The 26,539-nt window shown below is 72.5% G+C and carries 29 protein-coding genes; 5 read left to right on the top strand and 24 right to left on the bottom strand.

Annotation, left to right across the window (positions count from 1 at the left end):
• Positions 1-76 precede the first annotated feature (76 nt).
• From JT362_RS23125 to JT362_RS23135, 3 genes are read right to left on the bottom strand one after another with little or no spacing between them, the layout of a single operon-like run.
• A complete protein-coding gene (locus tag JT362_RS23125) occupies positions 77-256 on the bottom strand; it encodes an MmyB family transcriptional regulator (protein WP_260193729.1) in 180 nt (59 codons plus the stop codon).
• Between the two features lie 9 nt (positions 257-265).
• The gene (locus JT362_RS23130) at positions 266-1,033 is read right to left on the bottom strand and encodes a hypothetical protein (protein ID WP_260193730.1); all 768 of its coding nucleotides are present in this window, start codon (positions 1,031-1,033) and stop codon (positions 266-268) included.
• Positions 1,030-1,521 carry a SigE family RNA polymerase sigma factor gene (locus tag JT362_RS23135; RefSeq protein ID WP_260193731.1) on the bottom strand — a complete coding sequence of 164 codons (492 nt, stop codon included), beginning with the start codon at positions 1,519-1,521 and terminating at the stop codon, positions 1,030-1,032. Before JT362_RS23135 ends, JT362_RS23130 begins: the two co-directional genes overlap by 4 nt.
• Before the next feature lie 130 nt (positions 1,522-1,651).
• Between JT362_RS23135 and JT362_RS23140 the strand changes: the two genes are divergently transcribed.
• Together JT362_RS23140 and JT362_RS23145 are read left to right on the top strand one after the other, a co-directional pair.
• Positions 1,652-2,659, top strand: coding sequence for a Rossmann-fold NAD(P)-binding domain-containing protein (locus tag JT362_RS23140; protein WP_260193732.1), 1,008 nt, complete (start codon positions 1,652-1,654; stop codon positions 2,657-2,659).
• Positions 2,660-2,671: 12 nt separating this feature from the next.
• Positions 2,672-4,207: a GMC family oxidoreductase gene (locus JT362_RS23145; protein WP_260193733.1), complete on the top strand. Its 1,536-nt coding sequence runs from the start codon at positions 2,672-2,674 to the stop codon at positions 4,205-4,207.
• Between the two features lie 8 nt (positions 4,208-4,215).
• On the opposite strand, the gene JT362_RS23150 is transcribed toward JT362_RS23145, so the two are convergent.
• Positions 4,216-5,703: an aldehyde dehydrogenase family protein gene (locus JT362_RS23150; RefSeq protein WP_260193734.1), complete on the bottom strand. Its 1,488-nt coding sequence runs from the start codon at positions 5,701-5,703 to the stop codon at positions 4,216-4,218.
• Between the two features lie 74 nt (positions 5,704-5,777).
• Here JT362_RS23150 and JT362_RS23155 point away from each other — a divergent pair, with 74 nt between their 5' ends.
• Positions 5,778-6,419, top strand: a complete 642-nt coding sequence (locus JT362_RS23155; RefSeq protein ID WP_260193735.1) for an MBL fold metallo-hydrolase — start codon at positions 5,778-5,780, stop codon at positions 6,417-6,419.
• A 151-nt stretch (positions 6,420-6,570) separates the two neighbouring features.
• On the opposite strand, the gene JT362_RS23160 is transcribed toward JT362_RS23155, so the two are convergent.
• From JT362_RS23160 to JT362_RS23205, 10 genes are all read right to left on the bottom strand, one after another.
• Positions 6,571-7,278 (bottom strand): DUF2334 domain-containing protein, encoded by a 708-nt coding sequence (locus tag JT362_RS23160; protein ID WP_311202741.1) that lies wholly within the window; start codon positions 7,276-7,278, stop codon positions 6,571-6,573.
• A gap of 48 nt (positions 7,279-7,326) precedes the next feature.
• Positions 7,327-8,139, bottom strand: a complete 813-nt coding sequence (locus JT362_RS23165; RefSeq protein WP_260193739.1) for an SAM hydrolase/SAM-dependent halogenase family protein — start codon at positions 8,137-8,139, stop codon at positions 7,327-7,329.
• Positions 8,140-8,151: 12 nt separating this feature from the next.
• On the bottom strand, positions 8,152-8,967 hold the full coding sequence (locus JT362_RS23170; RefSeq protein ID WP_260193740.1) for an MOSC domain-containing protein: 816 nt from the start codon (positions 8,965-8,967) through the stop codon (positions 8,152-8,154).
• A gap of 18 nt (positions 8,968-8,985) precedes the next feature.
• Positions 8,986-10,419 carry an adenylosuccinate lyase gene (gene purB, locus JT362_RS23175; RefSeq protein ID WP_260193741.1) on the bottom strand — a complete coding sequence of 478 codons (1,434 nt, stop codon included), beginning with the start codon at positions 10,417-10,419 and terminating at the stop codon, positions 8,986-8,988.
• Positions 10,420-10,597: 178 nt separating this feature from the next.
• Positions 10,598-10,762: a hypothetical protein gene (locus tag JT362_RS23180; protein ID WP_260193742.1), complete on the bottom strand. Its 165-nt coding sequence runs from the start codon at positions 10,760-10,762 to the stop codon at positions 10,598-10,600.
• Positions 10,763-10,770: 8 nt separating this feature from the next.
• Positions 10,771-11,568 (bottom strand): hypothetical protein, encoded by a 798-nt coding sequence (locus JT362_RS23185; RefSeq protein ID WP_260193743.1) that lies wholly within the window; start codon positions 11,566-11,568, stop codon positions 10,771-10,773.
• On the bottom strand, positions 11,565-12,113 hold the full coding sequence (locus tag JT362_RS23190) for an RNA polymerase sigma factor (RefSeq protein ID WP_260193745.1): 549 nt from the start codon (positions 12,111-12,113) through the stop codon (positions 11,565-11,567). Before JT362_RS23190 ends, JT362_RS23185 begins: the two co-directional genes overlap by 4 nt.
• A 52-nt stretch (positions 12,114-12,165) precedes the next feature.
• The gene (locus tag JT362_RS23195) at positions 12,166-12,753 is read right to left on the bottom strand and encodes a TetR/AcrR family transcriptional regulator (RefSeq protein WP_260193747.1); all 588 of its coding nucleotides are present in this window, start codon (positions 12,751-12,753) and stop codon (positions 12,166-12,168) included.
• Positions 12,754-12,784: 31 nt separating this feature from the next.
• On the bottom strand, positions 12,785-13,528 hold the full coding sequence (locus tag JT362_RS23200) for a hypothetical protein (protein WP_260193749.1): 744 nt from the start codon (positions 13,526-13,528) through the stop codon (positions 12,785-12,787).
• A 15-nt stretch (positions 13,529-13,543) separates the two neighbouring features.
• Positions 13,544-14,062: a SigE family RNA polymerase sigma factor gene (locus tag JT362_RS23205; protein WP_260193750.1), complete on the bottom strand. Its 519-nt coding sequence runs from the start codon at positions 14,060-14,062 to the stop codon at positions 13,544-13,546.
• 166 nt (positions 14,063-14,228) lie between these two features.
• On the opposite strand from JT362_RS23205, the gene JT362_RS23210 reads away from it, so the two are divergent.
• Entirely contained in the window at positions 14,229-15,251 is a 1,023-nt protein-coding gene (locus JT362_RS23210; protein ID WP_260193751.1) for a threonine aldolase family protein, read from the top strand.
• A gap of 7 nt (positions 15,252-15,258) precedes the next feature.
• Here JT362_RS23210 and JT362_RS23215 read toward each other — a convergent pair whose 3' ends face one another.
• The 9 genes from JT362_RS23215 to JT362_RS23255 form a co-directional block, all read right to left on the bottom strand.
• The gene (locus JT362_RS23215; RefSeq protein ID WP_260193752.1) at positions 15,259-16,044 is read right to left on the bottom strand and encodes a potassium channel family protein; all 786 of its coding nucleotides are present in this window, start codon (positions 16,042-16,044) and stop codon (positions 15,259-15,261) included.
• Between the two features lie 19 nt (positions 16,045-16,063).
• Complete coding sequence (locus tag JT362_RS23220; protein ID WP_260193753.1) at positions 16,064-16,234, bottom strand: hypothetical protein; 171 nt, start codon at positions 16,232-16,234, stop codon at positions 16,064-16,066.
• Positions 16,235-16,282: 48 nt separating this feature from the next.
• The gene (locus JT362_RS23225) at positions 16,283-17,053 is read right to left on the bottom strand and encodes an ESX secretion-associated protein EspG (RefSeq protein WP_260193754.1); all 771 of its coding nucleotides are present in this window, start codon (positions 17,051-17,053) and stop codon (positions 16,283-16,285) included.
• Entirely contained in the window at positions 17,043-18,272 is a 1,230-nt protein-coding gene (locus JT362_RS23230; RefSeq protein WP_260193755.1) for a PPE domain-containing protein, read from the bottom strand. The genes JT362_RS23225 and JT362_RS23230 overlap by 11 nt, the downstream gene beginning before the upstream one ends.
• A gap of 7 nt (positions 18,273-18,279) precedes the next feature.
• Positions 18,280-18,888: a DUF3558 domain-containing protein gene (locus tag JT362_RS23235; RefSeq protein ID WP_260193757.1), complete on the bottom strand. Its 609-nt coding sequence runs from the start codon at positions 18,886-18,888 to the stop codon at positions 18,280-18,282.
• Positions 18,889-18,916: 28 nt separating this feature from the next.
• A complete protein-coding gene (locus JT362_RS23240; RefSeq protein ID WP_260193759.1) occupies positions 18,917-19,315 on the bottom strand; it encodes a hypothetical protein in 399 nt (132 codons plus the stop codon).
• Between the two features lie 57 nt (positions 19,316-19,372).
• Entirely contained in the window at positions 19,373-20,617 is a 1,245-nt protein-coding gene (gene purD / locus JT362_RS23245; protein WP_260193761.1) for a phosphoribosylamine--glycine ligase, read from the bottom strand.
• Positions 20,618-20,884: 267 nt separating this feature from the next.
• Positions 20,885-21,874, bottom strand: coding sequence for a TAXI family TRAP transporter solute-binding subunit (locus JT362_RS23250; RefSeq protein WP_260193762.1), 990 nt, complete (start codon positions 21,872-21,874; stop codon positions 20,885-20,887).
• A 2-nt stretch (positions 21,875-21,876) separates the two neighbouring features.
• The gene (locus JT362_RS23255) at positions 21,877-23,931 is read right to left on the bottom strand and encodes a TRAP transporter permease (RefSeq protein ID WP_260193763.1); all 2,055 of its coding nucleotides are present in this window, start codon (positions 23,929-23,931) and stop codon (positions 21,877-21,879) included.
• Between the two features lie 156 nt (positions 23,932-24,087).
• Between JT362_RS23255 and JT362_RS23260 the strand changes: the two genes are divergently transcribed.
• The gene (locus JT362_RS23260; RefSeq protein WP_260193840.1) at positions 24,088-25,185 is read left to right on the top strand and encodes a glycerophosphodiester phosphodiesterase; all 1,098 of its coding nucleotides are present in this window, start codon (positions 24,088-24,090) and stop codon (positions 25,183-25,185) included.
• A gap of 50 nt (positions 25,186-25,235) precedes the next feature.
• Here JT362_RS23260 and JT362_RS23265 read toward each other — a convergent pair whose 3' ends face one another.
• The gene (locus JT362_RS23265) at positions 25,236-26,525 is read right to left on the bottom strand and encodes an adenylosuccinate synthase (RefSeq protein WP_260193765.1); all 1,290 of its coding nucleotides are present in this window, start codon (positions 26,523-26,525) and stop codon (positions 25,236-25,238) included.
• Positions 26,526-26,539: the final 14 nt, after the last annotated feature.

The following is a 26,539-nucleotide window of genomic DNA, read 5'->3' on the forward strand; positions in this document are numbered from 1 at the left end:
GGCATGTCCACCGCCGTAGCGCAGGGTGAACTCGCCCACGTCCGGGTGGCGGTAGCGGTGGTAACCCTTCGTCTTCTCACGCACTCGGTGTGACTCCCAGAACCTCGCGAAGGTCCGCCACGAGCGCGGTGAGCGTCTCGTCGTCGGGCGTGCGGCTGATCTCCATCCGCAGTAGCGCGACCAGGTCACGGGCCTTGGGTTCCCACTCGACGAACCGGGACGCGACCTCGTCGTTCCGGAACACCAGCCGCGCCACCTGCGCTCGTCACCACTTGTCGGAGGTGACGAGCGCGGTCAGCTGGTCGAGGGTCAGCGGCGGCCGCGGCGCGTGGAACTCGCCGCCCGGCGAGTCGAGCGCAGCGCCCCTGGGGTCCTCCTGGTTGCCGACGTGCATGAGGACCAGCGTCCCGTCGGGCCGCTTGAGACTCGCCAGGTGCGACACCGCGCCGGGAGCCGGCCGCGCGGTCCCGGTCGCCAGCCGGGAGCCGTCGGGCAGCGTGCTGACGTCGCAGTCCTCGGTACGGGAAAGGGTGCACCACGCGTCGGGCTCGGAATCGGTGGGGTAGATCATCAGGGAGAAGCTTCCGGTGACACCCCCGGCGGTCAGGGTTCCGCCGATGAGCGGGCTGCTGGGGGCGTCCGGGTCCTCCGGCTGGGGTCCTGTCGACGTCCCCGGTTGCTTGGACGGGAAAGCCCCTGGCACGGTGTTCTTGCTGGTCACCTCGAACGTCGCGGTGTCGCCGAGCACCACCCTGAACCGGGCGATCAGGTCGTCCGGTGAGGTGGGGGCCGAGCCGTGCGTCGTGCTGGTGGACGGTGTGGTCGGCGGGCCGGCGGCGGGCGTGCCGGGGCGGCCAGGCAGCACCCACACCGCACCCGCGATCATGACCGCCACCGCGACGACGGTGACCGCGACGGGGATCAGCCGGACGGCCCGGTGCGTCCGCGCGGCCGGGGCCGTGCCCACGGTCGCGGCGTCCGCGCGCCGCTCCAGCTCGGCGAAGGCGTCGTGGAGGGTGCGAAGGTCACTCATGAGGTCTCCTGGAAGTCGGCGACGCCGGCGGTGAGGTCGATGCGCAGCGCGTTGAGGGCCCGGTGGATCTGGCTGCGCACGGTCGGTTCCCGGCACCCCAGCTGGGCGGCGATCTCCCGGTCGGACAGGCCCGCGTAGTAGCGCAGGACCACGGCCGCGCGCTGCTTCCTCGGCAGGCCGGCGAGGCGCCGGATCATCGCGTCCCGCTCGGCCCGCTCGTCCGCGCCGTCGGAGATCACCCTCGGCTCGACGTCGGCGCGCGAGGAGATGCGGGTCAGCCTTCTGCGCCAGGACAGGTACTCGTTGACGACCATCCGCCGCACGTAGGCGTGCGGCTCGGCCATCCCCGAGATCCGTTCCCAGTGCTCGAACGCCCGGCCCAACACGTCGCTCACCAGGTCCTCGGCCAGCCACGTCCGGCAGGTCAGGACCGTGGCGAACCGCATCAGCGCGGGACGCTGCCTCGCCACGTACTCAGCAAACTCCATCGGCCACTCCCGATCGTCGATTTCGCACCTCTAATGCGGAAGCGACCCCTTTCGTTGCATGGTCGCGCGCGCTGTTTCGCCCTGGGCGAGAAGGGTGGCGACCGGCCTGGTCGGCAGCGAGAGTGGGCGCATGCGACTTCTCGTCCTGGGTGGAACGATCTTCGTCGGGTATGCCGTGGCCGCGGAGGGGGTGCGGCGGGGGCACGAGGTGGTGTGCGCGGCGCGTGGCGAGTCCGGCTCGGTGCCGGACGGCGCCACCCTGGTGCGGGTCGATCGGGACGCCGACGACGGGCTCACGCCGCTGACCGGTGAGTTCGACGCGGTGGTGGACGTCTCTCCCCTGTCCCACCCGTGGGTGGCGCGGGCACTGCGTGACCTCGGTGGCCGGGCCGGGCACTGGTCGTTCGTCTCCACGATCAACGTCTACGCCGACAACGCGACCGTCGGGCAGACGCCGGCGACCGGGCCGCTGGTGCCCGCCCTCGCCCAGCACTCGGACCGGGACGCGATGGCGGCGGCCGGCGAGGACGGGGTGGCGCTGTACGGCGGGATCAAGGTCGCCAGCGAGAACGCCGTGCGCGCGGCCATGGGTGACCGCGCGTTTGTCACCCGTCCGGGGTTGATAACCGGATCGTGGGACAGGAGTGACCGGTTCGGGTACTGGCCGGGCCGGTTCGCGCGCGGCGGCCGGGTGCTGGTGCCGGACGCGCCGGACCAGCCGGTCCAGCACATCGACGTGCGGGACTACGCCTCCTGGATCGTCGACGCCGGGGAGCGGGGCATCGCCGGCACCTACGACGCGATCGGGCCGGTGCGGCCGCTGCCGGCGGTGCTCGCCGACATCGCCGAGGCCGTCGGCGTGGACGTCGAGCTGGTTCCGGTGTCCCCGGAGCGGCTGGTGGCGGCGAAGGTCCAGCCGTGGGGCGGGCCGCGGTCGCTGCCGCTGTGGCTGCCCGATGACTACGCCGGGATGCAGACCCACGACCCGGCGCCGTCGCTCGCCGCCGGGCTGGCGGTGCGCCCGCTGGCCGACACGGTCGCCGACGCGCTGGCCCGCGAACGGGAGCTGGGCCTGGACCGGGAGCGCCGGGCCGGCCTGTCCGCCGACGAGGAACTGGAGATCCTGGCCGACGTGTAGCAGGCTCGGTGGATGGCCTTCGACTACATCGTGGTGGGCGCGGGCAGCGCCGGCTGTGTGCTCGCGAACCGGCTGACCGAGGACCCGAACCGCACCGTCCTGCTGCTCGAGGCCGGCGGCGAGGACGACGCCGACGAGCTGCACGTCCCGGCGGCGTTCTCGACCCTGTTCAAGACCCGGTACGACTGGAACTACGAGACCGTCGAGCAGAAGCAGCTCGGCCGGCGGCGCGCGTACTGGCCGAGGGCCAAGGTGCTCGGCGGCTGCTCGTCGATGAACGCGATGATCTACATCCGCGGCAACCGGGCCGACTACGACGGCTGGGGCGACGGCTGGACCTTCGACGACGTGCTGCCGTACTTCGTCAAGGCCGAGCGCAACTCCCGGCTCGGTGGTCCGCTGCACGGCACCGACGGCCCGCTGCACGTCGAGGACCGGCGGTACACCCACGAGCTGTCGCACGCGTGGGTGGACGCGGCGGTGTCGTGGGGCCTCAAGCCGACCGACGACTTCAACGGCGCCACCCAGGAGGGCGCCGGGCTGTACCAGGTGACCTGCCGGAACGGCCGCCGCTGGTCGGCGGCGGACGCGTACCTGCGGCCGGCCCTGGAGCGGCCGAACCTGACCGTCCGCACGCACGCCCTGGCCGAGCGGGTGGTGTTCGACGGCACCCGGGCCGTCGGGGTGGCGTACCGGCGCCGGGGTGTGTCGGAGGTGGAGCACGCCGACGCCGAGGTGATCCTGGCGGGCGGGGCGGTGAACTCGCCGCAGCTGCTGATGCTGTCCGGGGTCGGGCCGGCCGAGCACCTGCGCGAGCACGGCGTCGAGGTGGTGGCGCACCTGCCGGAGGTCGGCGAGAACCTGCACGACCACCCGGCCGCGCCGGTCCTGTGGCGCACCAGGGGGACAACCGATCTGGTGAACCTGGCGACCACGACCGGGTTACTCCGCTGGAAGCTGACCGGCCGCGGCCCGCTCGCCTCGAACGTCGGCGAGGCGGGCGCGTTCTACGCCGTCGGCGACGGGCTGCCGGACATGCAGTTCCACGTCGCGCCGACGCTGTTCTACGACAACGGCCTGCGCGAGCCGACGGTCACCGGCTTCACCATCGGCGCGACGCTGGTGGCGCCGAGGAGCCGCGGCCGGCTGCGCCTGCGCTCGGCCGATCCGGCGTGGCGCCCGGAGATCGACCCCGGCTACTACGACGACCCCGCCGACCTGGACGTGATGACCAGGGCCGTGCGGGACGCGACGGCGATCGGCGCCCGAGCGCCGCTGGCGCGCTACCTGGACGCGCCGCACGCGCCCGCGTCGCACACCCTGTCCGACGAGGACCTCGCCGAGCACGTCCGGTCGATGACCCAGACCCTCTACCACCCGGTCGGCACGTGCGCGATCGGCACGGTCGTGGACCCGTCACTGCGGGTGCAGGGCGTCGAGGGTCTGCGGGTGGTGGACGCGTCGGTGATGCCGGTCGTGCCGAGGGGCAACACGAACGCCCCGACGATCATGGTCGCGGAGAAGGCGGCGGACCTGGTCACCTCGTGAGGCCCGGTTCACCGGCGCTTGCCGTGCAGGAGCGTGATCAGCTTGGCGAGGTTGGCGTCGGTCTTGGCGGTGCGGGTGAACGTGGTCAGGTTCATCGGCGAGCGGAAGCGCTGGCGGGCGATGGCCTTCGGGCGCGCGAACTCCTTGAGGCCTTCGGGGCCGTGGATGCGGCCGAAGCCGGACTCGCCGATGCCGCCGAACGGCAGGGACGGGATGCCGGCGAAGCTGATCACGCTGTTCACCGCCGTCATGCCGGAACGCAGGCGGGCGGCCAGCTCCATGCCGCGGGTCCTGGCGAACACGGTGGCACCGAGGCCGTACTCGGTCGCGTTGGCCTTCTCGACGGCCTCGTCCATGTCGCGGACCCTGGCGATGGTCAAGGTCGGGCCGAAGGTCTCCTCGCGGACGGCCGCGGAGTCCTCGGGGACGTCGACCAGGACCGTCGGCTGGACGTACCGGTCGCCGACCGCGTCCGCGCCGCCGACCAGCGCGCGGCCGCCGCGGGCCAGGGCGTCGGCGATGTGCCGGCGGATGATGTCCAGCTGCTTGGGCATGGTGATCGGGCCGATGTCGGCCTCGGCGTCGCCACCCGCGCGGACCTTGCCGGCGATGTCGACGACCTTGGCGACGAACTCGTCGTACACCCGTTCGTGTACGTACACCCGCTCGACGCCGGTGCAGGTCTGGCCGGCGTTGGACATGCCGCCCCACACCGCCGCGTCGGCCGCCGCGGCCAGGTCGGCGTCGGCGTCGACCAGCAGGGCGTCCTTGCCGCCTGCCTCGATCAGCACCGGGGTGAGGGTCTCGGCGCAGGTGGCCATGATCTTCTTGCCGGTCGCGGGCGAGCCGGTGAACGCGATCTTGGCCACGCCCGCGCGGCACAGTGCCGCCCCGGTCTCGCCGTAGCCGGTGACGACCTGGAGCACCGGGTGCTCGGGCACCACCTCGGCGAACGTGTCGGCCAGCCACTTCCCCACGCCCGGCGTGTACTCCGACGGCTTGAACACGACCGCGTTGCCGGCCGCGAGCGCGTAGGCGATGGAGCCCATCGGGGTGAACACCGGGTAGTTCCACGGGCCGATCACGCCGACCACGCCGAGCGGCTGGAACTCCACGGTCGCCGCCTGGTTGGCCATCAGCAACCCGGACGAGCGGCGTTTGCGGCCGAGCACCCGGCGCGCGTTCTTCGCCGCCCACGCCGTGTGGTCGATGCCGAGGACGATCTCCAGCATGGCGTCGCCGTGCGGCTTGCCGGTCTCGGCGTGCACCAGCTCGGCGAGTTGGGCGCTGCGGCGGGTGACCACGCCCTTCCAGCGCTGCAGCCGTTCCGCGCGACCGGCGAACCCGAGGCCGGCCCACCAGTCGGCCGCGGCCCGTGCCCGTTCGACCGCGGCCTCGACGTCGGCGGCGGTGTGGATCGGGTGGCTCCCGACGACCTCACCGGTGGCCGGGTCGAGCGAGTCGAAGGTGTCGGGCTTGGCCTGTACGGCGGTCATGCTGGGCCTCCCTCTGGTCGGCGTTCGCCTTCAAACTACCGGCCGGTAGGGGTCGTGACGAGTAGCGTGTCGTCGTGCAGATCGTTCACTACGGCCATGCGTGCGTTCTCGTCGACACCGGCTCGGCCCGGCTGCTGTTCGACCCGGGGACGTTCTCCCACGGGTTCGAGGAGCTGCGCGACCTCGACGCCATCCTGATCACCCACCAGCACTTCGACCACCTCGACCAGGACCGGCTGCCCGCGCTGGTCGCGGCGAACCCGACGGCGGCGCTTATCGTCGACCCGGGTTCGGTCGAGGACGTGAGCAAGCTCGGGCTCGACGCGGAACAGGTGGGGCCCGGCGACGCGCTGACCCTCGCCGGGGCGTCGGTGAACGTCACCGGCGGGAAGCACGCCATCATCTACGACGACCTGCCGAAGGCGCCGAACGTGGCGTACGTGGTGGACCACGGCGCGTTCTTCCATCCTGGCGACTCGTTGTTCGTGCCGGAGCAGAAGATCGACGTGCTGGCGCTGCCGACCCAGGCGCCGTGGCTGCGGACCGGCGAGGCGATCGACTACCTGCGCGCGGTGTCACCCCGGGTCGCGGTGCCGATCCACCAGGCACTGCTCACCAAGGAGGCGATGAGGATGAGCTACAGCTGGTTCGAGCGGATGGCGCCGGACGGCTGCGAGCTGCGCCCCCTGACACCGGGCGAACCCGCCGAAGTCTGACCCCCCGGAACGTACGACTCGCGCGACCGGAACGTACGACTCGCACGACGGGAACGTACGACTCGCGCAACCGGAACGTACGACTCGCGAGCGTCGCGAGTCGTACGTTCCCGTGCGGTGAGTTGTACGTTCCCGGCGCGGGCGGTGTGGGTCAGGCCGCGTGCGCCCGGGGGCGGGGTAGGAGGGCCGGGTAGGTCACCGGGCGGGCGTCGTGGTGTAGGGCGATGTCGATGGCGTCCAGGAGGGCCCGGTGGGGGCCGGGGCGGGTGAGGTCGGCGGTGTCGGCGGCGAGGCGGATGGTGGCGCCGCGGCGGGCCTGGCGGGCGGTGGTCATCACCAGGGCGAAGCACCACCATGGCTCGGTGCGTTCGCCGAAACCGAAGCCCTGGACGCGGCCGCGGTGGACGGTGCCGGCGCGCAGGTCGCGGACGCCGATGGCGTCGGCGCACAGGGGTACGCCGTGGCGGCGCAGCGCGGTGAGGGTGCCGGGGGACGCGAGCCAGCGTGGCGGGACGAAGCCGTCCGGGGTCAGGCCGAGGCGTTCCATGGTCGTCGCGGCGGCGATCAGGCGGAGGTTGGCCTCGTGCGCGGGCAGGGCGGCGAACTCGGCGCGGCGACGGCGGGCGGCGGTGGCCGGGTCGAAGCCGTGCTGCAGGAGCGCGTCGCCGGCGGAGACACGGGTGCGGACCCACGTGCGGACGGCGTCGGGGTGGTGGGCGCCGGCCAGGCGGGGCGCGAGCAGCAGCGACAGCGGGACGCCCCGAGCGGCGAGCTCGGTGCACAGGTCGTCGGCGCGGTCGAGGGTCGAGGCGGTGATTCCGGACAGTGACACCAGCAGGCGTGCGGTCACGGCCACCATGAGGCCATACCGGAATGACATCCGCCTGACGGCGAGGTGACAGGCGGTTCAGGGTCGGGCGAACAACAGCAGGACCTGATCACCGAGCGTGGCACCGTAGTCCGCCGCGGCCGAGCCGCCGTTCACCGCGAGCGCGACCCGGCCCGCCGAATCCAGGTACACGACCACCTCGGCGTGCTCCGCGTCGCCGAAGGTGCGGGCGACCAGGGCCTTGACCGAGCGGCCGGCGAGGTTGACGTGCGCGGTGGTGCCGGGCCGCGCGCCGGCGGCGTCGAGGTCGGCGCCGGTGGCGACCAGCTGGATGTTGCCGAAGCTGTCGATCGACAACACCTCGGTGGCCAGCTTGCCCTGCTCGGCGACGGTCTCCGGCTCGGGGTGGCGGACCAGCGCGCCGAGGTCGACCGGCGCGCCGAAGTTCTCCGGGGCGATCCCGGCGGCCAGGTGCGCGGCGGCCGGCGCGAAGATGTCCCGGCCGTGGAAGGTCGCCGACACCCGGGACAGCTGGTACGCGGGCTCGGTCAGCTCGTAGGCGGCGCGGACCCCGCCGAGCGCCTCCGCGGCCGGCACCAGCAGGCCGTTGTCCGGCCCGACCAGCAGACCCTCGGCGGCGACCAGCACCACCCCGCGCCGCTCGGTGCCGACCCCGGGGTCGACGACCGCGAGGTGCACGGCGGGCGGCAGGTAGGGCACGGTCTGCGCGAGCGTCGCGGCGCCCCGGCGCACGTCCTGCGCCGGCACGGTGTGGGTGACGTGCAGTACCCGGACCGGCGGGGTGATCCGGGCGATGACGCCCTCGCACGCGGCGACGAAGCCGTCGTCGGTGCCGTAGTCGGTCGTGAAGGAGACCCAGTCGTAGCTCATGGCGCAACGACCCTAGCGGTCCGCGCTCCAGGACAGTTCGTCGCCGACCGCGATCGGGCCGGGGGACGCCACCCGCAGCTTGATCCCGAAGCTCACTCCGCCCTCCGGTTCACGGCGGTACGTCGCCAGCGTGCGCAGCGGCTCCGGGCCGGCGCGTTCCCCGGTCTCCTGGTCGACCATCGTGACCTTGCACCGGACGTCCGGCTTCACCCAGCGCATCCGCAGTGCCCCGGCCTCGATGGCGCGCACGTCGTCCTCCCCGTACGCCGCCACGCCCGTGACCACGACGTTCGGCCGGAACCGGGCCATCGGAACGGGCTCCGCGCCGGCCTCCAGGATCCGCGCGTTCAGGTCGTCCAGCGACGCCTGCGCGATCAGGTGCAGGGCGGTCGAGTCGGTGAACGTGACCGGGCCGTGCCGCTCGTCGAGCATCCGGTCGTGGTCCGGCGGCACCCGCACCAGGCGTACCCGCTCGCCGACCAGGTCGCTCAGCCAGGCCGCCGCGTCCGTGCCCTGGTCGACGCCGTCGCCCTGCCAGACGCCGTGCACGTCGACCGTGCGGCGCGGTCCGTCGAGCAGCACGTCGACGACCAGGTCCTCGCGGCCGGACGCGGACAGGGTCAGCTTGCTCCCGTCGGTCTCCAGCGCCGGGCGGACCACCGCGAGCGCCGGGGTGCGGCGCTGGCTGCGGAACAGCCCGTCCTCGGCGCTCACGACCATGAACGTCCGGTCGTGCACCGGCCCGGCCGGCGTGACGTCCATGCTGGACACGGACACCCCGGCACAGCCCTTGATCGGGTAGTACGTCAGCGCGGCTACGGTCGGCACGCCCCGAAGCCTAGCCGGTCAGAGAATCGCACCCGGCGTGTATTTCGCCGCGTCCGCGTGCCGGCCGGTGACCTCGCCGACCCGCTTGACCACGGCCGCCACCTGCGCGCCCGCCACCCCGGTGAACGACAGGCGGTCGGCGAGCAGCGCGTCGAGCCCTGGCCGGTCGAGCGGGATCCGGTCGTCGGCGGCCAGGCGGTCGAGCAGGTCGTTGCGCTCGATTCCGCGCTCGCGCATGGCCAGCGCCACCGCGACCGCGTGCTCCTTGATCGCCTCGTGCGCGGTCTCCCGGCCGACGCCGGCGCGCACGGACGCGATCAGGACCTTCGTGGTGGCGAGGAACGGCAGGTACCGGTCCAGCTCGCGGGCGATCACCGCCGGGTACGCGCCGAACGAGTCGAGCACGGTGAGGAACGTCTCGAACAGGCCGTCGAGCGCGAAGAACGCGTCCGGCAGCGCGACGCGGCGCACCACCGAGCAGGACACGTCACCCTCGTTCCACTGGTCACCGGCCAGCTCGCCGACCATCGAGGCGTAGCCGCGCAGGATCACCGCGAACCCGTTGACCCGCTCGCTGGAACGGGTGTTCATCTTGTGCGGCATCGCCGAGCTGCCGACCTGCCCGGCGCGGAAGCCCTCGGTGGCCAGCTCGTGCCCGACCATCAGCCGGATCGTCTTCGCCAGCGACGACGGCGCGGCCGCCAGCTGGACCAGCGTGGACACCACGTCGTGGTCCAGCGAGCGCGGATACACCTGGCCGACCGAGTCGAACACCCTGGTGAACCCCAGGTACTCGGCGATCCGCCGCTGGAAGGCGTCCAGCGCGGAGACGTCCCCGTCGAACAGGGCGAGCATGTCCTGCCCGGTGCCGACCGGGCCCTGCACACCGCGCAGCGGATAGCGCTCGATCAGCCCGTCCAGCCGTTCGAACGCCACCAGCAGTTCCTCGGCGGCCGAGGCGAACCGCTTGCCGAGCGTGGTGGCCTGCGCGGCGACGTTGTGCGAGCGGCCGGCCATGACCAGGTCGGCGTGCTCGGCGGCGAGCGCGGCCAGCCGGGCCAGCACGGCGACCGCGCGGTCACGAACCAGCACCAGCGAGTCGCGGACCTGGAGCTGCTCGACGTTCTCGGTGAGGTCGCGGGAGGTCATGCCCTTGTGCACGTGCTCGTGCCCGGCCAGCGCGTTGAACTCCTCGATCCGGGCCTTCACGTCGTGCAGCGTCACCCGCTCGCGGGCCGCGATCGACTCCAGGTCGACCTGGTCGACGACGCGCTCGTAGTCGACCAGCACCCCGTCCGGGACCTCGGCCCCGAGCGCGGACTGGGCCCGCAGGACCGCGAGCCACAGCCGCCGCTCCAGGACGATCTTGTGCTCCGGCGACCACAGGGTGGCGAGCTCCGCGGAGGCGTAGCGACCGGCGAGCACGTTGGGGATGCGCGGCTTGACTGTCACGTCGGGCCAGCCTAGCCGCCCGGTCGGAAGCGCAGGTCGCGGTCGGACACCAGGTTCCGCAGGAGGTGATTAACCCCATGTCGTCGGTGCCGTTGAGGGTGACCTCGGCGACCAGGCCGTCGGGGTCCAGCCGGGTCGCGGGGGCGCGGGCGAACTCGCGGAACCGGACACTGGCCGCTCACGGCCAGAGGGTGGAAAGGGTTGCCAGCGTGACGAGCACGGCGAGGGTGACCGCGAGCCGGAGCGCTCTGCGGTGGCGCGCGGCCCTGGCGACCAGCGCGTCGAGGTCGAGCAGCAGTGCCGGCTCGTCCAGCCGGACCTCGCGCAACCGGTCCTCGATCACGGCGGTGCCTACAGGCCGAGTGCCGGGTCCACGGCGAGCCGGGCGAGCTGCTCGGCGGTCACCGGCATGGGTGGCGTGCTCATGGGCAGGGTGGCGGCGGGGTCGTAGTCGTAGCCGACGACCGAGACCACCGAACCGTCCCGGCGGAAGTGGTAGACGGCCAGGATCGTGATGGGTGGGTCGCCCCTCCCGGTCCGCACGTCGACGGCCAGCACCTGGCCCCCGCGCTCGGTGTCGAGGGTCTCGCAGCCGTCCGGGTCGGGGACGCACACCTCGTCGGGGCCCTCGGAGTGCGCGCCGGGGGCGTAGACGTTGACGCCGAGCGCGAAGCGGTTGCCGTCGAGGGTGTAGTGGGCGAAGGAGGTCAGGTAGCCCTGGCCGTCGTCGACGTCACCCGCTGCCTCGCCGGCGAACGGCGCGACCTCGACGTCGGTGGCGCCGGGCAGCACGGTGGGCGCGACGTCGCCGAGGAACGCGCGCATCTGGTCGCCTCGGCGGTACAGCTCGGCGGCGGTGTGCACCCGGGGCTCGACGTCCGGCGGCGGCCAGGGCGGCGGGGTCGGTGCGGTGGTCGTCGAGGTGGTCACGGGGGGCGCGGCCGGGGCGAGGTCGTCGCGGGGGCCGATGGCGGCCGGCAGGGTCACCGCGGCGACCGCGACCGCCGCCGTCGCCAGGCTCACCGCCACCAGCGCCCGGCGGCGGACCTGGCGGCGCGCGGTGGCCATCAGCGCGTCCGGGTCGAGACGCAGCGGCGGCTCCCCGGCCACCGCGTTGGCCAGTCCGTCCCGAACGTCCTGCTCGGTCACGTCACGACCCTCCCCGCGGTCGGGCCCAACTCCTCGGCCGAGAGCCGGGCGACCGAGGCCCGCAGGGTGTCCAGGCCGCGGGCCGTCTGGCTCTTCACGGTGCCCTCCGAGCAGCCGAGCACCGCCGCGGTCTCGGCCACCGACAGGTCGTCGAAGTAGCGCAGCACCAGCGCCGCGCGCTGGCGGGGCGGCAGCGTCAGCAGGCCCCGGTGCACCAGGTCGCGCACCCACATCCGGTGCACGCCGTTGGCCGGGTCGTGCCGGTCGTCGGCGGTGTCCGGCACGGCCTCGGCGGTGTGCTCGGAGCGGCGCCACGGGCGGCGTTTCTCGTCCAGCCAGGTGCGCAGGAGCACCGTGCGGCCGTAGTTGGCCAGGCTCTCGTCCTGCTGGATGCGCGACCAGGAGCGGTAGACCTTGACGAGGGTCTGTTGCATGAGGTCCTCCGCCAGGTGCCAGTCACCGCAGAACAGGAACGCCGAGCGGCGCAGCGACGCGGCGTAGCGGGTGGCGAACCGGCGGAAGCTCTCCTCGTCGGTCTGTCGCATGGGGCTCCCTTCGCACCCGTTACCCACGACCGAGAGCGGGCCGGGGTTGCACTCAGGGCGCGAGGAACTCGTGCAGCATGCGGCGGGCGACCGCGCGCGGGTCCGGGTCGATCCCGATCAGCGCGTTCACCACGGCGCCGTCGACGAGCGCGATCAGCTGCTCCAGCCGGCGGCGGTCGACCTCCATCCCCGACCGGGTGAAGACCTCGAGCAGCAGGCCGCGCAGCTCCTCGCCGAGGGCGAGCATCAGCGGCCGCAGGTAGGGGCGGCGGAAGGTGGCGACCAGCCGTTCGTAGCGCAGCAGCACCAGCTCGGCGTCCCGGTCGCCGGCGGGTGGGCCGAGGAGCTGGTCGAGCACCAGGTCGATGACCGAGTCGACGCCGCGCGGCCGGGTCGGCAGCTCGGCGAGCAGGGCGGCGCCGCGGACCAGCTCGGCGCGGCCGTGGTGCTCGACCGCGGCGGCGACCAGGTCGTCGAGGGAGTCGAAGTAGTACGTGGTGGAGGCGAGCGGCAGGTCGGCGCGTTCGGCGACCGCGCGGTGGCGGAGGGCGTCGAACCCGCGCTCGACCAGGAGCTCCGCCGCGGCCTCCACGAGTGCCTGCCGGCGACGCTCGCCCTTCGGTGTGCTGGCGGCCGTCATCTCCGACGATCGTGCCAGGTGCCGGCGCCGCTCAGAACTTCAGGGCGATCCGCTCGACCCATTCCTCGAGTTGGTCGGCGTACGGCGGGTCGACGCTGTCGGCGGGGTCGGCGCTGGCCACGATGACCGTGTCACCGTCCGCGGTGGTGGTGCTGGCCCGCCGGACCTCCCAGCCGGGCGGCGGTTCGAGGGTGACGACCTCGCCTGGCGGGACCAACCAGCCGGTGACCGTGCCGCCGGGCACCTGGAACGTGACCTTCGTCGCGGTGTCGACGCACTCGACGCGGCCGTCCTCGGCCTCGACGTTGGCGGCGGCCGGGAGCTCGCCCGCGAGGGCAGCAGCGAGCTCCCGGTCCGCCTGTTCGCACCCGCTAGGGGTGCTGCCAGGCCCGATGGGCCCGGCTTCCTCATCCGAAGAGCGGCCCTGCTTCCGCGACTCCGGAGAGGAGCTCTGATCGTCGCCACGCTGCGTTTCCGCGTCGCCGCGACCTCCCTCTTCAGGTAACTCGTATGGAGCAGCGTTTTCGTTACCGCTCGCTGCCGCGGGACTTTCCGCGCCGGTCGTCTCCATCGAGCCCGGTCCTGTCCACAATGCCACGCCTAGCGCACCGATGCCCGCCAGGATCGCCACACCAAAGGCTGAACCTGTCAGCGCGCGGTTCCGCCTGCGCAGCTGCCGGCCCGACTCGCGGGCGACGTCGTCCCGGTCGAACGTGGGGGGCGGCGCGTCGGCGACCGCGTCACGCAGCAACTCGGTGAGCTTGCGCTCGTCCATCGACGTCCTCCCTCCTCAGGTGGTCGACCGCAGGTCGTCCAGGGTGTCCCCGAGTGCCTCCCGCAGCGCGGTGAGCCCTCGGGCGGTCTGGCTCTTCACGGTGCCCTCGGAGCACTTGAGCGCCGCCGCGGTGGCCGACACGTCCAGTCCCTCGAGGAACCGCAGCACGAGCACCGCCCGCTGCCGGGGCGGGACCCGCCGCAGGCCGTCGAGCAGCGCCGCCCGGTTCGCGACCGTCGTGTCGACGCCGCTGCCCGGCTGTGCCCGTTCGGGCAGCTCGTCGACCGCGCGTTCCCGCCGCCACGGGCGTCGGGACTCGTCGATCACCGCGCGCACCAGCGTCCGGCGGACGTAGGCGTCCAGGGCCCCACGGTCCCGGATCTTGCGCCATCTCCGGTGCAGCGCGACGAACGCGGTCTGCGCGAGGTCGTCCGCGCGGTGCCAGTCACCGCACAGCAGGTACGCGGACCGCCGCACGGCGTCGCGCCGTGCCGCGAAGTACTCCGCGAAGTCCTCCTCGTCGCGTTGTTCCACGCGGACTCTCTCCGCTCGTCGTTCTGCGTATGGGGGACGGACCGGGACGGGTCAACGGTTGCACGGGTCCCGACTGAGATGTAGGCCCACCCCCTTCCGGAGTCACTCGTTGGACGCGCGAGGTGCCCGTAGGGATGCCCGCACCCGGATGTGGTGTGATCGGATCGTGACAAACACGAGACTCATCGATCTCCGCTCGGACACCGTCACCAAACCCGACGAGGCGATGCGGGTCGCCATGGCCAGAGCCGAGGTCGGCGACGACGTGCTGGATCGTGACCCCACGATGCGCCGGCTCGAGGAGCGGGTGGCCGACCTGCTCGGCGTCGACGCGGCGCTGTGGGTGCCGAGCGGGTCGATGGGGAACGTGATCGCGCTCACCATTCACCTGAACCGGGGGGAGAAGTTCCTCGCGCCGCGCGGCGCGCACGTGCTCGACAGCGAGCTGGGTGCCGCCGCGTGGCTGTCCGGCGGGATGCCGGATCCGGTCGAGTGGGGTGACCGGCCGGGTCACCTTCCGGTGGAGGCGGTACGCACGGCGGGCGGGAACGCGCCGTACTACGCGCTGCGGACCACCCTGCTGTGCCTGGAGAACACGCACAACGCGGCGGGCGGGGTGGTCACGCCGCCGGACGAGCACGCCAAGCTGGTGGCGACCGCCCGCGACGTCGGCTTACGCGTGCACCTGGACGGCGCGCGGCTGTGGCACGCCTCGGTGGCCCTCGAGGTGCCGCCGGCGGCGTTGACGGTCGGCGTGGACACCGTCCAGGTGTGCCTCAGCAAGGGTCTCGGCGCGCCGGTGGGGTCGCTGGTCGCGGGCTCGGCGGGGTTCGTCGAGGAGGCCAGGCGGGTGCGGAAGATGCTGGGCGGCGGCGTGCGGCAGGGCGGGGTGCTGGCGGCCGCCGGGCTGGTCGCGCTGGACCGGATCACGTCGCTGGCCTCCGACCACGCGAACGCGGCGACCCTGGCGGCCGGGCTGGCCGAGCTGGGCTGGGAGGTCGACACGCCGGAGACGAACATCGTGCTCACCTCGACCCCCGACGCCGGGGCGACGCTGGAGCGGCTGCGCCGGGTCGGCGTGCTGGCGGTGCCGATGCTGAACCGGGTCCGGTTCATCACGCACCGGGACGTCAGCGCGGCCGACGTCGCCGAGGTGCTGGAGCGGATCGGCGGGATCGGCTGGCGCTAGCCGTGGCTCAGTCGTCGCGGCGCTGCTCGGCCAGGTGGTCGGCCATGGCCCGGATCTCCGCGCGCAGCTCGGCGATCTCGGCGAGCAGGACGTCCTCGGCCTGCTCGGCGCGCTCGGCGGCGGCCTCCTCCGTGCCCTTGAGCATCCGCACGAACCAGGACGCGACCAGACCGGTGACCACACCGAGCAGCGCGATCCCGCCGACCATGAGCGTGGCCGCGACGATCCGGCCCTCGCCGGTGACCGGGTAGCGGTCGCCGTAACCGACCGTCGTGATCGTGGTGAGCGTCCACCAGGCGGCGTCGCCGAAGGTGGTGATCGTGGCGTCCGGGGCGTCGCGCTCCGCGTCCAGCACGGCGAGCGACGCGCACAGCCCGACCAGGATCGTCGCGCCGCTCGCGTACACCGCGACGCGCTGGTGCAGGGTGTGGATGAGCCGCCGGTTCAGCAGGGTGATGATCGTGACCACCCGCAGCGCGCGCAGCTGGCGCAGCATCGGCAGGACGACCACGAGCAGGTCGAACGGGTTGCGCAGGACGAACCTGAGCTTTCGCCTGGCCAGCCAGAACCGGATCACGTAGTCGGCGACGAAGACCAGCCAGATCACCCAGATGCCGGCCTCGACGATGGCCCTGGTGTTCTCGTCCGCGCTCACGTGGAGCACCTGGACCGCGTAGAGCGCGAGGAAGATCGCGGCCAGCGCGGTCAGCGGCCAGTCGGTCCACCGCCGCCACCGGCGCAGGCCCGGCTCGGCGGCCAGCCATGCCGGTAATCGGGGTTCGAGTTCGGTCACCCGGACATTGTGCGGGTTCTCAGCGGATCTGCTTGCGTTGTGACGCGCCCTTCACCGCCGCGTAACCGATCGCGCCGACGGTGATCACGGCACCGACGATCAGCAGCGTGCCGAGCACCTTGAACACGACTCCGAGCACCGCGAAGGCCACCCAGATGACCACGATGGCGCCGAGGATCTTCAGCAACATACTTCGAGTGTGCCAGGTGATCGGGGCCAGGACATCGGGGAAATACCCTCAGACCTCGTCGAGCAGTTCCTCGACCAGCATCGCGAGCCGCCGGTTGTCGGCCGGGGTGACGGTGCTCCAGCGGCGGCCGTCGTTGTTGGGTTTGGCCAGGTGGGCGTAGCGGCCGTGGTGGGTGTCGTGGAAGGCGACGACGCGGTCGGCGCGGACCATCCGCCCGTCGCGCTGCACCCGGTTGGCGCCGAACTGCCCGCGCAGCCCGATGCCGTCGACCATGCCGGCGAGCGTCTTGGCGTCCGAGCCGCTGACCCCGCTGTCGATGAGCGCGGAGGCGAGGAGCCGGCTGTCGCCCCGCGCGTCGGCGTCGGCGGCGGTGAGCAGGTCGGTCGGCACGCTCACCGACCGCCCCGGCCCGGCCGGCGCCTCGCCGCAGACGGAGACGGCGGCCTCGGCGATCGCGGTGTCGCGGGCCGGGATCAGCCAGACCTCGCCGGAGTCGACGACCGCGAGCAGCGCCTGGTTGCCGGCGACGACGGTGAGCGCGCGGATCTCCCGGTCGCTCCACACCCAGCTGTCCAGGCAGACCTGTGGGCGGGCGAGCAGGTTGAGCTGGTCGACGAGCTCGGCGTCGGCGCGCTCGCCGTCGGCCAGCCCGCGGGCAGTGAGCCCGGCGAGGGCTTCGGCGACGAGCTGGGCGCGCTCGGTGTGCGTGCGGCCGGGACTCGGCAGGCCGAGCGCCTCGTGCCGGCGCGGCAGGCGTTCGCGTTCCCAGATGACGTCGAACTCGAGCGCGGTGAGCCGGACGGTGTCGCTAGTCGTCATCCGGCTCGTCGCCGATGGACTCCGGCGCGACCACCCGGTCGTCGTCGAACACGTCGCCCGAGTCGATGCCGTAGCGGCGCACGTGCTCCTGGTCCTCCTCGCCGTCGGCGGTCCGCCCGCCGGCCGCGGCCGGCTGCATGATGGAGGAGCCGGGGCGGCCGGTCCTGGCGCCGAACCGCTCCGCGTTGCGCGCGGCCCGCGCCTCGTCGTCGGGGGCGGCGCCGATCGGCACGCCGCCGCGGGGTGCCTTGCCGGCGGCACCGCCGGTGCCCGCGCCGCCGCGGACCACGCGGTCCCGCTCGGCCGCCGCGCCCGCGCCACCCGCGCCGCCGGCGCTCATCATCGCGGCGCCCTCGGCCATGAGCATCGGGTTGAGCAACGGGCGCAGCGGCGGGGGTGCTCCACCGGGGGCCACCGGCAGCCCGCCGGGTGGTGGCGTGCCGACACCGAACCGCTGCCCGGGCGGGCCGACGTTGGTGGGCGGCGGGCCGCCGGCGGTGGGCGGGAGCGGGCCGGATCCGTTGGCCGGGCCGCTGCCGATCGGGCCGGGGCCGCTGCCGGGCGTCGGGTACTGGCCAGCGCCGCTGGGGGTGAGGCCGCCGTCGGGGGCGAAGCTGGAGACGCTGGTGGACCCGGTGGGCTGCTCGACCGGCCGGGCGACGAGGTTCATGCCGGGCGGGACGGGAAGGGCGCGGGACCGGTTGAGTGCGTCGGAGCTGCTGGAGCGGTAGCCGTTCAGGCCGTCGACCGCGCGGTCGCGAGCCTCGTTGGTGGCCCGGACCTCCTTGGCGTGATCGGTGGTGTGCCCGAAGAAGCCGGCGACGCGGTCGACGACGTTCTCCTCGCTGGGGCCGCGGAGGGTGGCCGAGTCGGGGGCGGAGTTGCGGGTGTTGGCGAAGGTGGCGCCCTGGCTGTCGACACCCATCGCGGAGTCGGTGACGGGCTCGGTGGCGTGCTCGGCGTAGATGGAGGCGTTCTCGGTGGCCTCGGTGCCGCCCTCGGAGGCCTCGCCTTCCCAGGTGACGCCGATCTCGCGGAGCTGTTCGCGGAGGGTCTGGTCGGTGTCGGCCAGCCCGTTGGCAAGGCTCACCAGCGCGCCGACGGCGTTGTGCAGCGTGCTCGAGCCGGAGCCTTCGCGCAGGCCCTCCACCTGGCGGGCGAGTTCTTCGTTGGAGTAGCCCTCGAAACGCAGGTCGCTGAGTCCGTGGTCGCCGTTCATGATTCCCTCACCTCAACGTCTTCAGCGTCTCGGTCGCCATGGTGGCGACGCTCTCGGTGATCTCGCACAGCTTGCGGTAGTCCGTGTCGACGAGAGTCGGAAGATCGACCGTCAACTGCTGACCTTCAGCGACACCGACCGAGGTCACGCACTCCTCGTCCTCGGTCCCCATCAGCTTGTAGTTCACTGCCGGGTAACCGGCGATGGAGACCAACCACGCATCGACATTCCGATCTCCGGCAAGCCACACGTCGATGCCCTCGTTCGTGACCAAGCTGAGCTGGAAGGCGTTGAAGGGCTCAGCCGACTGCCCGACCAAACAGGCAGGCATGGAAACGCCGGCCGTTTCCCGGGTGTCCGGCACGGGCGGTTCGTCGAATCCCATCTGACCAGCGAGCTGGGTCAGTTGTGCCTGGGTGAGCAACGCACACGGATCAACGCCTTCCAGGCTCAGATCCTGTGGGCGTGCGGGAATCTCGACCGTGGGGGACGCGCTGCCGCTTGACTCGTCCGAGCCCCCGCCTTCCGGCGGACTGGTTTCGGTCGATCCGGCGCCGCCAGGTGTCGCCTGGCCGACTGTGCTGTCGGTGCACGCACCGGCGATTGCGATGGTCAACAGTCCAGCCGCCGCGAGCAGGAAAGCCCTACGCACCCTGTCCCCTGAACGCGGCCTCGATCTGGTCCTCGGTGTAGCCGTAAGCCTTGGCGGTGTCGCCCAGCTGGACGGCGAGTTTCCGCAGGCCGACGACGTAGGCACTGATCCGCTCGGCATAGGAGTCGTCGTCATCGACGAGCCGGTCGTTCCAGGCCAGTGCGATGCGAGTGCTGACGTCATCGTTGCCCGGAGGTTCGATACGCAGGTCGTCCCTGGTGTTCAACCACAGCCTTCGCAGAACATCGGCCTGCGCTTCGATGATCCTCGCCGCGGCAAGGACGTTGTCCTGGTTCACGGTGAAGGTGCCGGAGCTGACGGCTCTGGTGGCCTGGTCGACCTGCCAGAACGCCTCGTTGATGCCACGGCCGTAGTCGCCAACGATGTGCATCCCCGATCGCTCCCCACGTGTTGTAACTGAGCGGTCCCGCTTCGCAGGCTACCAAGTTCAGGGGGTGGCGGTGGCGCGTTCGGCGATGTCGGTGCGGTGGTGGGAGCCGGGCAGGTGCACGGCCGCCACCTTGCGGTACGCCTCGGCGCGGGCGGCGGCGAGGGTGTCGGCCTGACCGACCACCGACAGGACCCGGCCGCCGGCCGAGACGATCGCGCCGTCGTCGCGGCGGCGGGTGCCGGCGTGCAGGACGCCGTCGGCGTCGGAGCCGGTGATGACGTCGCCGGAGCGGGGGTAGCCGGGGTAGCCCTCGGCGGCGATCACCACGGTCACGGCGGCGCCGTCGGCCCAGTCGAGGGGCGGGTGGGCGGCCAGGGTGCCGGTGGCGGTGGCGTGCAGCAGACCGGCCAGCGGGGTGCGGAGCAGGGCCAGCACCGACTGGGTCTCCGGGTCGCCGAAGCGGCAGTTGAACTCGATCACCTGCGGGCCGCTGTCGGTCAGCGCCAGACCGGCGTAGAGCAGGCCGGTGAACGCGCAGTCCCGCGCGGCGAGCTCCCGGACCACCGGCTGGACGATCTTCGCGACCACCTCGTCGGCCAGGCCGGGGGGTGCCCACGGCAGCGGGGCGTAGGCGCCCATGCCGCCGGTGTTGGGGCCGGCGTCGTTGTCGCCGACCCGCTTGAAGTCCTGGGCGGGCAGCAGCGGGACCACCGTGGTGCCGTCGACCAGGCAGAACAGCGACGCCTCCGGCCCGTCGAGGTAGGTCTCGAGCAGGACCGGGTGGCCGCCGTCGAGCAGGGTCATGGCGTGCGCGCGGGCGACGGCGAGGTCGGTGGTGACGGCGACGCCCTTGCCGGCGGCCAGACCGTCGTCCTTGACCACCCAGGTGGGGCCGAAGCGGCGGAGGGCGGCGTCGAGCTTCGCCGGGTTGTCGACGATCTCGCTGTGCGCGGTCGGCACCCCGGCGGCGACCATCACGTCCTTGGCGAACGCCTTCGAGCCCTCGATCCGGGCCGCCGCCGCGGACGGTCCGAAGCAGGCGATGCCGGCCGCGCGGACCGCGTCGGCGGCGCCGGCGACCAGGGGGACCTCAGGGCCGACGACGACCAGGTCGGCCTTCCACTCGACGGCGAGGTCGGCCACAGCGGAGGGCGCGGTCACGTCGACGCCGTAGGTCTCGGCGAGCGCGGCGATGCCGGCGTTGCCGGGCGCGCAGGCGAGCGCGACCACCGCTGGGTCGTGGGAGAGCGCGAGCACCAGGGCGTGCTCACGCGCGCCGGAGCCGATTACCAGGACACGCACGAACAGGGAGCGTAGATGCCTGGTCGGGGACGCGCGACAGCGGCACGGGGTTGGCCTCCGGCCCCCGATCACCAGCTTACCGACCGGCACCGACGGATCCACCGGATGTGGATCTTCCCTGTGGACAACCGCCCGCGCGGGCAACCCCCTGTGGACAACTGCTCGGCGGACGAGCGCCGCTGAGCGGCCGCTGGTGGGCGGCGGCCTTGGGGCAACCGCGTGTGGGCGACTGCCTGTGGCAACCGTCGGCGGCTGGCCGGGAGGGGGTCAGTTCTCGGCGGTGAGGGCTTGTTCGGAGCCGGGGTGCAGGGGGACGGGGTCGGTTTCGGTCGCCGTCGTGCGGTCGAGTTCTTCGGCGGCGCGGTGGACCTGGACCAGGTCGGCCTTCTTGTCGAAGATCAGGCTCGTGATGGCGCAGGCGTCGTTCTCGAGGAAGTCGGCGCGGACCAGGAGCATGTTCGGGACGACGATGGTGGACACGTCGGCCGGCAGGTCGTAGGTGGCGGCGGGGAGGGTGCCCTCCTCGTAGACCGGGTTGATCTCCTGCAGCTTTGGGAGCAGGTCGGTGATGTCCACGAACTTGACGTCGTCGCCTCGGGAGGTGAACAGGTCGGTCACCTCGGGGGTGGGGATGCCGCCGGACCAGAAGAAGCCGTCGATCTGGCCGGACTTCATCTGGTCGACGGTCTGGCGCAGGGCCAGGCGTTGGGCGGAGACGTCGGACGCCGGGTCCAGGCCGGCCGCCTCGAGCAGGCGGTTGGCGATGACCTCCGTGCCGGACTTGGGGGAACCGGTCGAGATCCGCTTGCCGCGCATGTCGGCCACCGAGTCGATGCCGGCGTCGGCGCGGACCACCACCTGCGTGTAGTTGGAGTAGATCCTGGCCAGCGCCGCGATGTCCTGGGGCTCGCCGTCGAACGTGCCCTTGCCCTCGACCGCGTCGGCCGCGGTGTCGGCGAGGGAGAACGCGATGTCGTAGTCGCCGGCCACCAGTTGCTGGATGTTCTGCACCGACGCGCCGGTCTCCGCCGCACCGGCGTTCAGGTCGGTGTTGTCGCTGATCAGCTGGGCCAGACCACCGCCGAGGGTGTAGTACACGCCGCCGGTGTTGCCGGTGGCGATGGTGATCCGGCCCTGGGTCGCCTCGCAGGCGCCCGCTTCACCTCCGCCGGCCGGCTCGCGTTCCTGCTTGCCGCCGCAGCCGGCCGCGAGCAGGGCCACGGCGAGGGTTCCGGCGACGATCATCGGTGATCGCATGGTCACGCTCCTTGGTCTGTAACGGGTTCCCTCTCGCGGGTGGCCAGGTGCACCACGACCGCGACGACCACACACCCGGCGCCGATCGCGATCGACAGGGGCTGCAGGTAGAGCAGCAGCACCGCGCCGGCCGCGCACAACACCCGCTCCGGCCAGCGCGCCGGGCCGAACAGCCACGCGCCGGTCGCCACCGCCAGCGCAGCGACGCCGAGCGCGGACACCGCGAACACCCACAGCACGGTCCCCGCCGGCCGCTGCAGCAGCAGCGCGGACCCGTTGTCGGTCAACACGAACGCGATCGGCACCAGGAACGCGGGCAGCGTGTACTTCCACGTCTGCCACATCGTCCTGATCACCGAGCCGCCGGTGATCGCGGCCGCGGCGACCGAGGCGAGCGCGGTCGGCGGCGTCACCTCCGACAGCACGGCGTAGTAGAAGATGAACATCGCCACCTCGGGCGCGGCGACGCCGAGGTCCGCGAGCGCCGGGCCGAGCACCACCCAGGCGATGATGAACGACGCCGTCACCGGCACCGCCAGCCCCAGCACGCCGACCGCGACGGCCGCGAACACCACGGTCAGGGTCAGGATCACCGTCGGGTTGTCGGCCAGCGCCCGGGCGGCGTCCACCAGCGCCGCGGCCAACTCCTGGCCGAGGCCGGTCTTGGTGATCGTCGAGGTGATCACGCCGGCCGCGGCGCAGACCGCGATCACCGGGAGCGCGCCGCGGATGCCCACCGCCAGCGAGTCCGCGACCGCCCGCACCCAGCCGAGCAGGCCGGCACCCCACCCCGATCCCTCGCGGCGGGCGGCGAGCAGCCGGGCGGCGAGCGCGAACAGCGCCGCCACCCCGGTGGCGTAGACGACGGCGGTGAACGGTGGGATGTCGATCGCCAGGAACACCACGATGATCCCCAGCGACAGGAAGTGGTACCCGCCCTGGAGCAGCAGCTTGCCCACCGGCTGGGTGTCGACGTCCACCCGCTTCGCGCCGAACCGCCGCGCGTCCGCCTCCACCGCGAACCCGATGCCGAGGTAGTACAGCAGCGTCGGCACGATCGCCCACACCAGCACCGTCAGGTAGTCGGTCTCCAGGTACTCGGCGATGATGAACGCCGCCGCGCCCATCGTCGGCGGCGACATGATCGCGCCGATGCCGGACGCGGCGAGCAGGCCGCCCGCGCGTTCCTTCGGGTAGCCGGCCTCGCGCAGCACCGGCCAGGTGATCGCGCCGAGGCTCACCGTCGTCGCGGTGCCGGAACCGGACACCGTGCCGAGCAGGAACCCGGACATCGCGGCGGTGCGGCCGGGTGCGGTGCGGGAGCGGCGGAACAGCGCGAAGCTCAGGTCCACGAAGAACGTGCCGGCCCCGGAGGACGCGAGCACCGCGCCGTAGATGGTGAACAGCACGATGTAGGTGGCCGCCACGTCCAGCGGGATGCCGTAGAAGCCGCTCTGGTCGTTGTAGAGCGCGTTGACGATCTGGCCGAAGTCGACCCCGGCGTGCGAGATGTCCCACTCCGGCGGCAGGTACCCGCCGTAGTACGAGAACGCGAGGAACACCAGGCACACCACGGGAAGCACCAGCCCGGTGGTGCGCCGGGTGGCCTCCAGCACGAGCACCAGCAGCAGCGCGCCGGCCAGGATGTCCGGTGTGGACAGCACGCCCTGCCGGTCCAGGAAGGCGTCGTAGCCGCCGCCGAAGTCGCCGATCGCCAGCGGCAGCACCGGGTAGAGCCCGACGAGCAGCGCGGCGGCGGCGAACGCCCAGTCCAGCGGGCCCGGGTTGTCCGGATCCTTCGGCCGGCCGCGCGGGCGGTAGGACAGGAACACCAGCGGCAGGGTCAGTCCGAGGAAGACCACCAGGTAGAACTGGTTGCCCTGGGAGAACGGCAGGAAGACCTGCTTGAGCACCAGCAACGCGACCGCGATCGCCGCGGCCCACACGAACAGCTCCCAGCGGCCCGACAGCCGCCGCGCCGGGCGCTCCTCGTCGTGCTCCCCGACCTGGTCGCGCGGCTCGGCGACGACGTCGGTGCGCTGCGTTGAGCTCGTCACCCACGGCAACTTACCGGTGACAACAGCACCAACAGAAGTGATCAGATGCGTTATCCGTCCGTTACCACGCGGTCTGTGCCTCGTTTGCCGGCATCGAGCACGATGCTGGGGCCCTTTCGAACGAGGAGGAGCCCTGTGAGTTCGACGTTCCTGCGCATGACCGTCGCCGCGGCGGCCGTGCTCACCCTGGTCGGCGCGGCGCCGGCGAGCGCGGACCGGCCGGCCACCGACCGGCCTTCGGTCCACCACGACGACTTCCTGGTCGTCGGCCACCGCGGCGCGTCCGGCTACCGGCCGGAGCACACGCTGGCCTCCTACGAGCTGGCCGCGCGGATGGGTGCCGACTACATCGAGCCCGACCTGGTGACCACGAAGGACGGTGTGCTCGTCGCCCGGCACGAGCCGGAGATCGGCGGCACCACCGACGTCGCCGACCACCCGGAGTTCGCCGACCGCAAGACCACCAAGAACCTGGACGGCCAGGCGGTCACCGGCTGGTTCACCGAGGACTTCACGCTCGCCGAGCTGCGTACGCTGCGCGCCGTGGAGCGGATCCCGGACGTCCGCCAGCGCAACACGATCTACGACGGCCGGTACCAGGTGCCGACGTTCCAGGAGGTCATCGACCTGGCGAAGCGGCTGTCCAGGGAGCTGCGCCGCGACATCGGCATCTACGCGGAGACCAAGCACCCCACGTACTTCCGCGAGCAGGGCAAGGCGCTGGAGCCGAAGGTCGTCGAGGTGCTCAACCGCAACGGGCTCAACCGGCGCGGCGCCGAGGTGTACGTGCAGTCGTTCGAGGTGTCGAACCTGCGGTGGCTGGACAGCAGGCTGCGGGTGCCGCTGGTGCAGCTGACCTCGGCCTCCGGCGCGCCGTACGACTTCGTCGCCACCGGTGACCCGCGCACCTACGCCGACCTGGTGACCCGGTCCGGGCTGCGCTGGGTGTCCCGGTACGCCGACGGCCTCGGCCCGGCGAAGGACCAGGTCATCCCGCGCGACGAGGCCGGCTTCCTGACCGAGCCGACGTCGCTGGTCCGGGACGCGCACCGGGCCGGGCTCGAGGTGCACCCGTACACGTTCCGCGCGGAGAACCAGTTCCTGCCGGCGGACTTCCGCACCTCGGACGTGCCGGCCGAGTACGGCGACATGTTCGCCGAGCTGGCCGCGTTCCGCGCCGCCGGTGTGGACGGCGTCTTCACCGACAACCCGGACATCGCCGTCGCCGCCCGCGACGACCGCCTGGCCGGCTGACCCGACGCGATGGAGGGAGCCTTACGCGACGAGGGCTCCCTCCATCGCACTCAGCCGGTGAGGGAGTGGCGGACGATGGTCTGCTCGCGGCCGGGGCCGACGCCGATGGCGGAGATCCGGGCGCCGGCGAGTTCCTCCAGGCGCTCCACGTAGGACCGGGCGTTGGCCGGCAGCTCGTCGAAGTCGCGGCACTCGGAGATGTCCTCCCACCAGCCGGGGAGCTCCTCGTAGACCGGGACGGCGTGGTGCACGTCGGTCTGGGTCATCGGCATCTCGTGCACGGTCCTGCCGTCGACCCGGTAGCCGACGCACACCGGCACGGTCTCCAGTCCGGACAGGACGTCCAACTTGGTCAGGAAGTAGTCGGTGATCCCGTTGACCCGGGCGGCGTAGCGGGCGATCACCGCGTCGAACCAGCCGGTGCGCCGGGACCGCCCGGTGGTGACGCCGAACTCGCCGCCGGTCTTGCGCAGCCGCTCGCCCATCTCGTCGTGCAGCTCGGTCGGGAACGGGCCGGAGCCGACGCGGGTGGTGTACGCCTTGAGGATTCCGATGACCGTGGTGATCCTGGTCGGCCCGATGCCAGAGCCGGCGGCCGCGCCACCGGAGGTCGGGTTCGACGAGGTGACGAACGGGTAGGTGCCGTGGTCGACGTCGAGCAGCGTGCCCTGGGAGCCCTCCAGCAGCACGTTCTCCCCGCGCTCCAGGGCCTCGTTGAGCAGCAGCCGGGTGTCGGCGATCCGGTGGCCGAACTTCTCGCCCGCCTCCAGCACGGAGTCGACGACCTGCTCGGCGTCGAGCGCGCGCCGGTTGTAGACCTTGACCAGGATCTGGTTCTTCACGTCCAGCGCGGCCTCGACCTTCTGCCGCAGGATCTTCTCGTCCAGCAGGTCCTGCACGCGCACGCCGACCCGGGAGACCTTGTCCTGGTACGCCGGCCCGATGCCGCGGCCGGTGGTGCCGATCTTGGCCTTGCCGAGGTACCGCTCGGTGACCTTGTCGATGGCCACGTGGTACGGCATGATCAGGTGCGCGTCCGCGGAGAGCAGCAGGCGGGACGTGTCCACGCCGCGCTCCTCCAGGCCGGCCAGCTCGTCGAGCAGCACGCCGGGGTCGATCACCACGCCGTTGCCGATCACGTTGGTGACGCCCGGGGTGAGGATGCCGGACGGGATCAGGTGCAGCGCGAAGTCCTGCCCGTCGGGCAGCACCACCGTGTGCCCGGCGTTGTTGCCGCCCTGGTAACGCACGACCCACTGCACCCGCTCGCCGAGCAGGTCGGTGGCCTTACCCTTACCCTCGTCGCCCCACTGGGCGCCGATGAGCACGATGGCCGGCATGTGAAACTCCTGGG

This window comes from Actinophytocola gossypii (assembly GCF_025165815.1).
In the GTDB taxonomy this organism is placed as follows: Bacteria; Actinomycetota; Actinomycetes; order Mycobacteriales; family Pseudonocardiaceae; genus Actinophytocola; species Actinophytocola gossypii.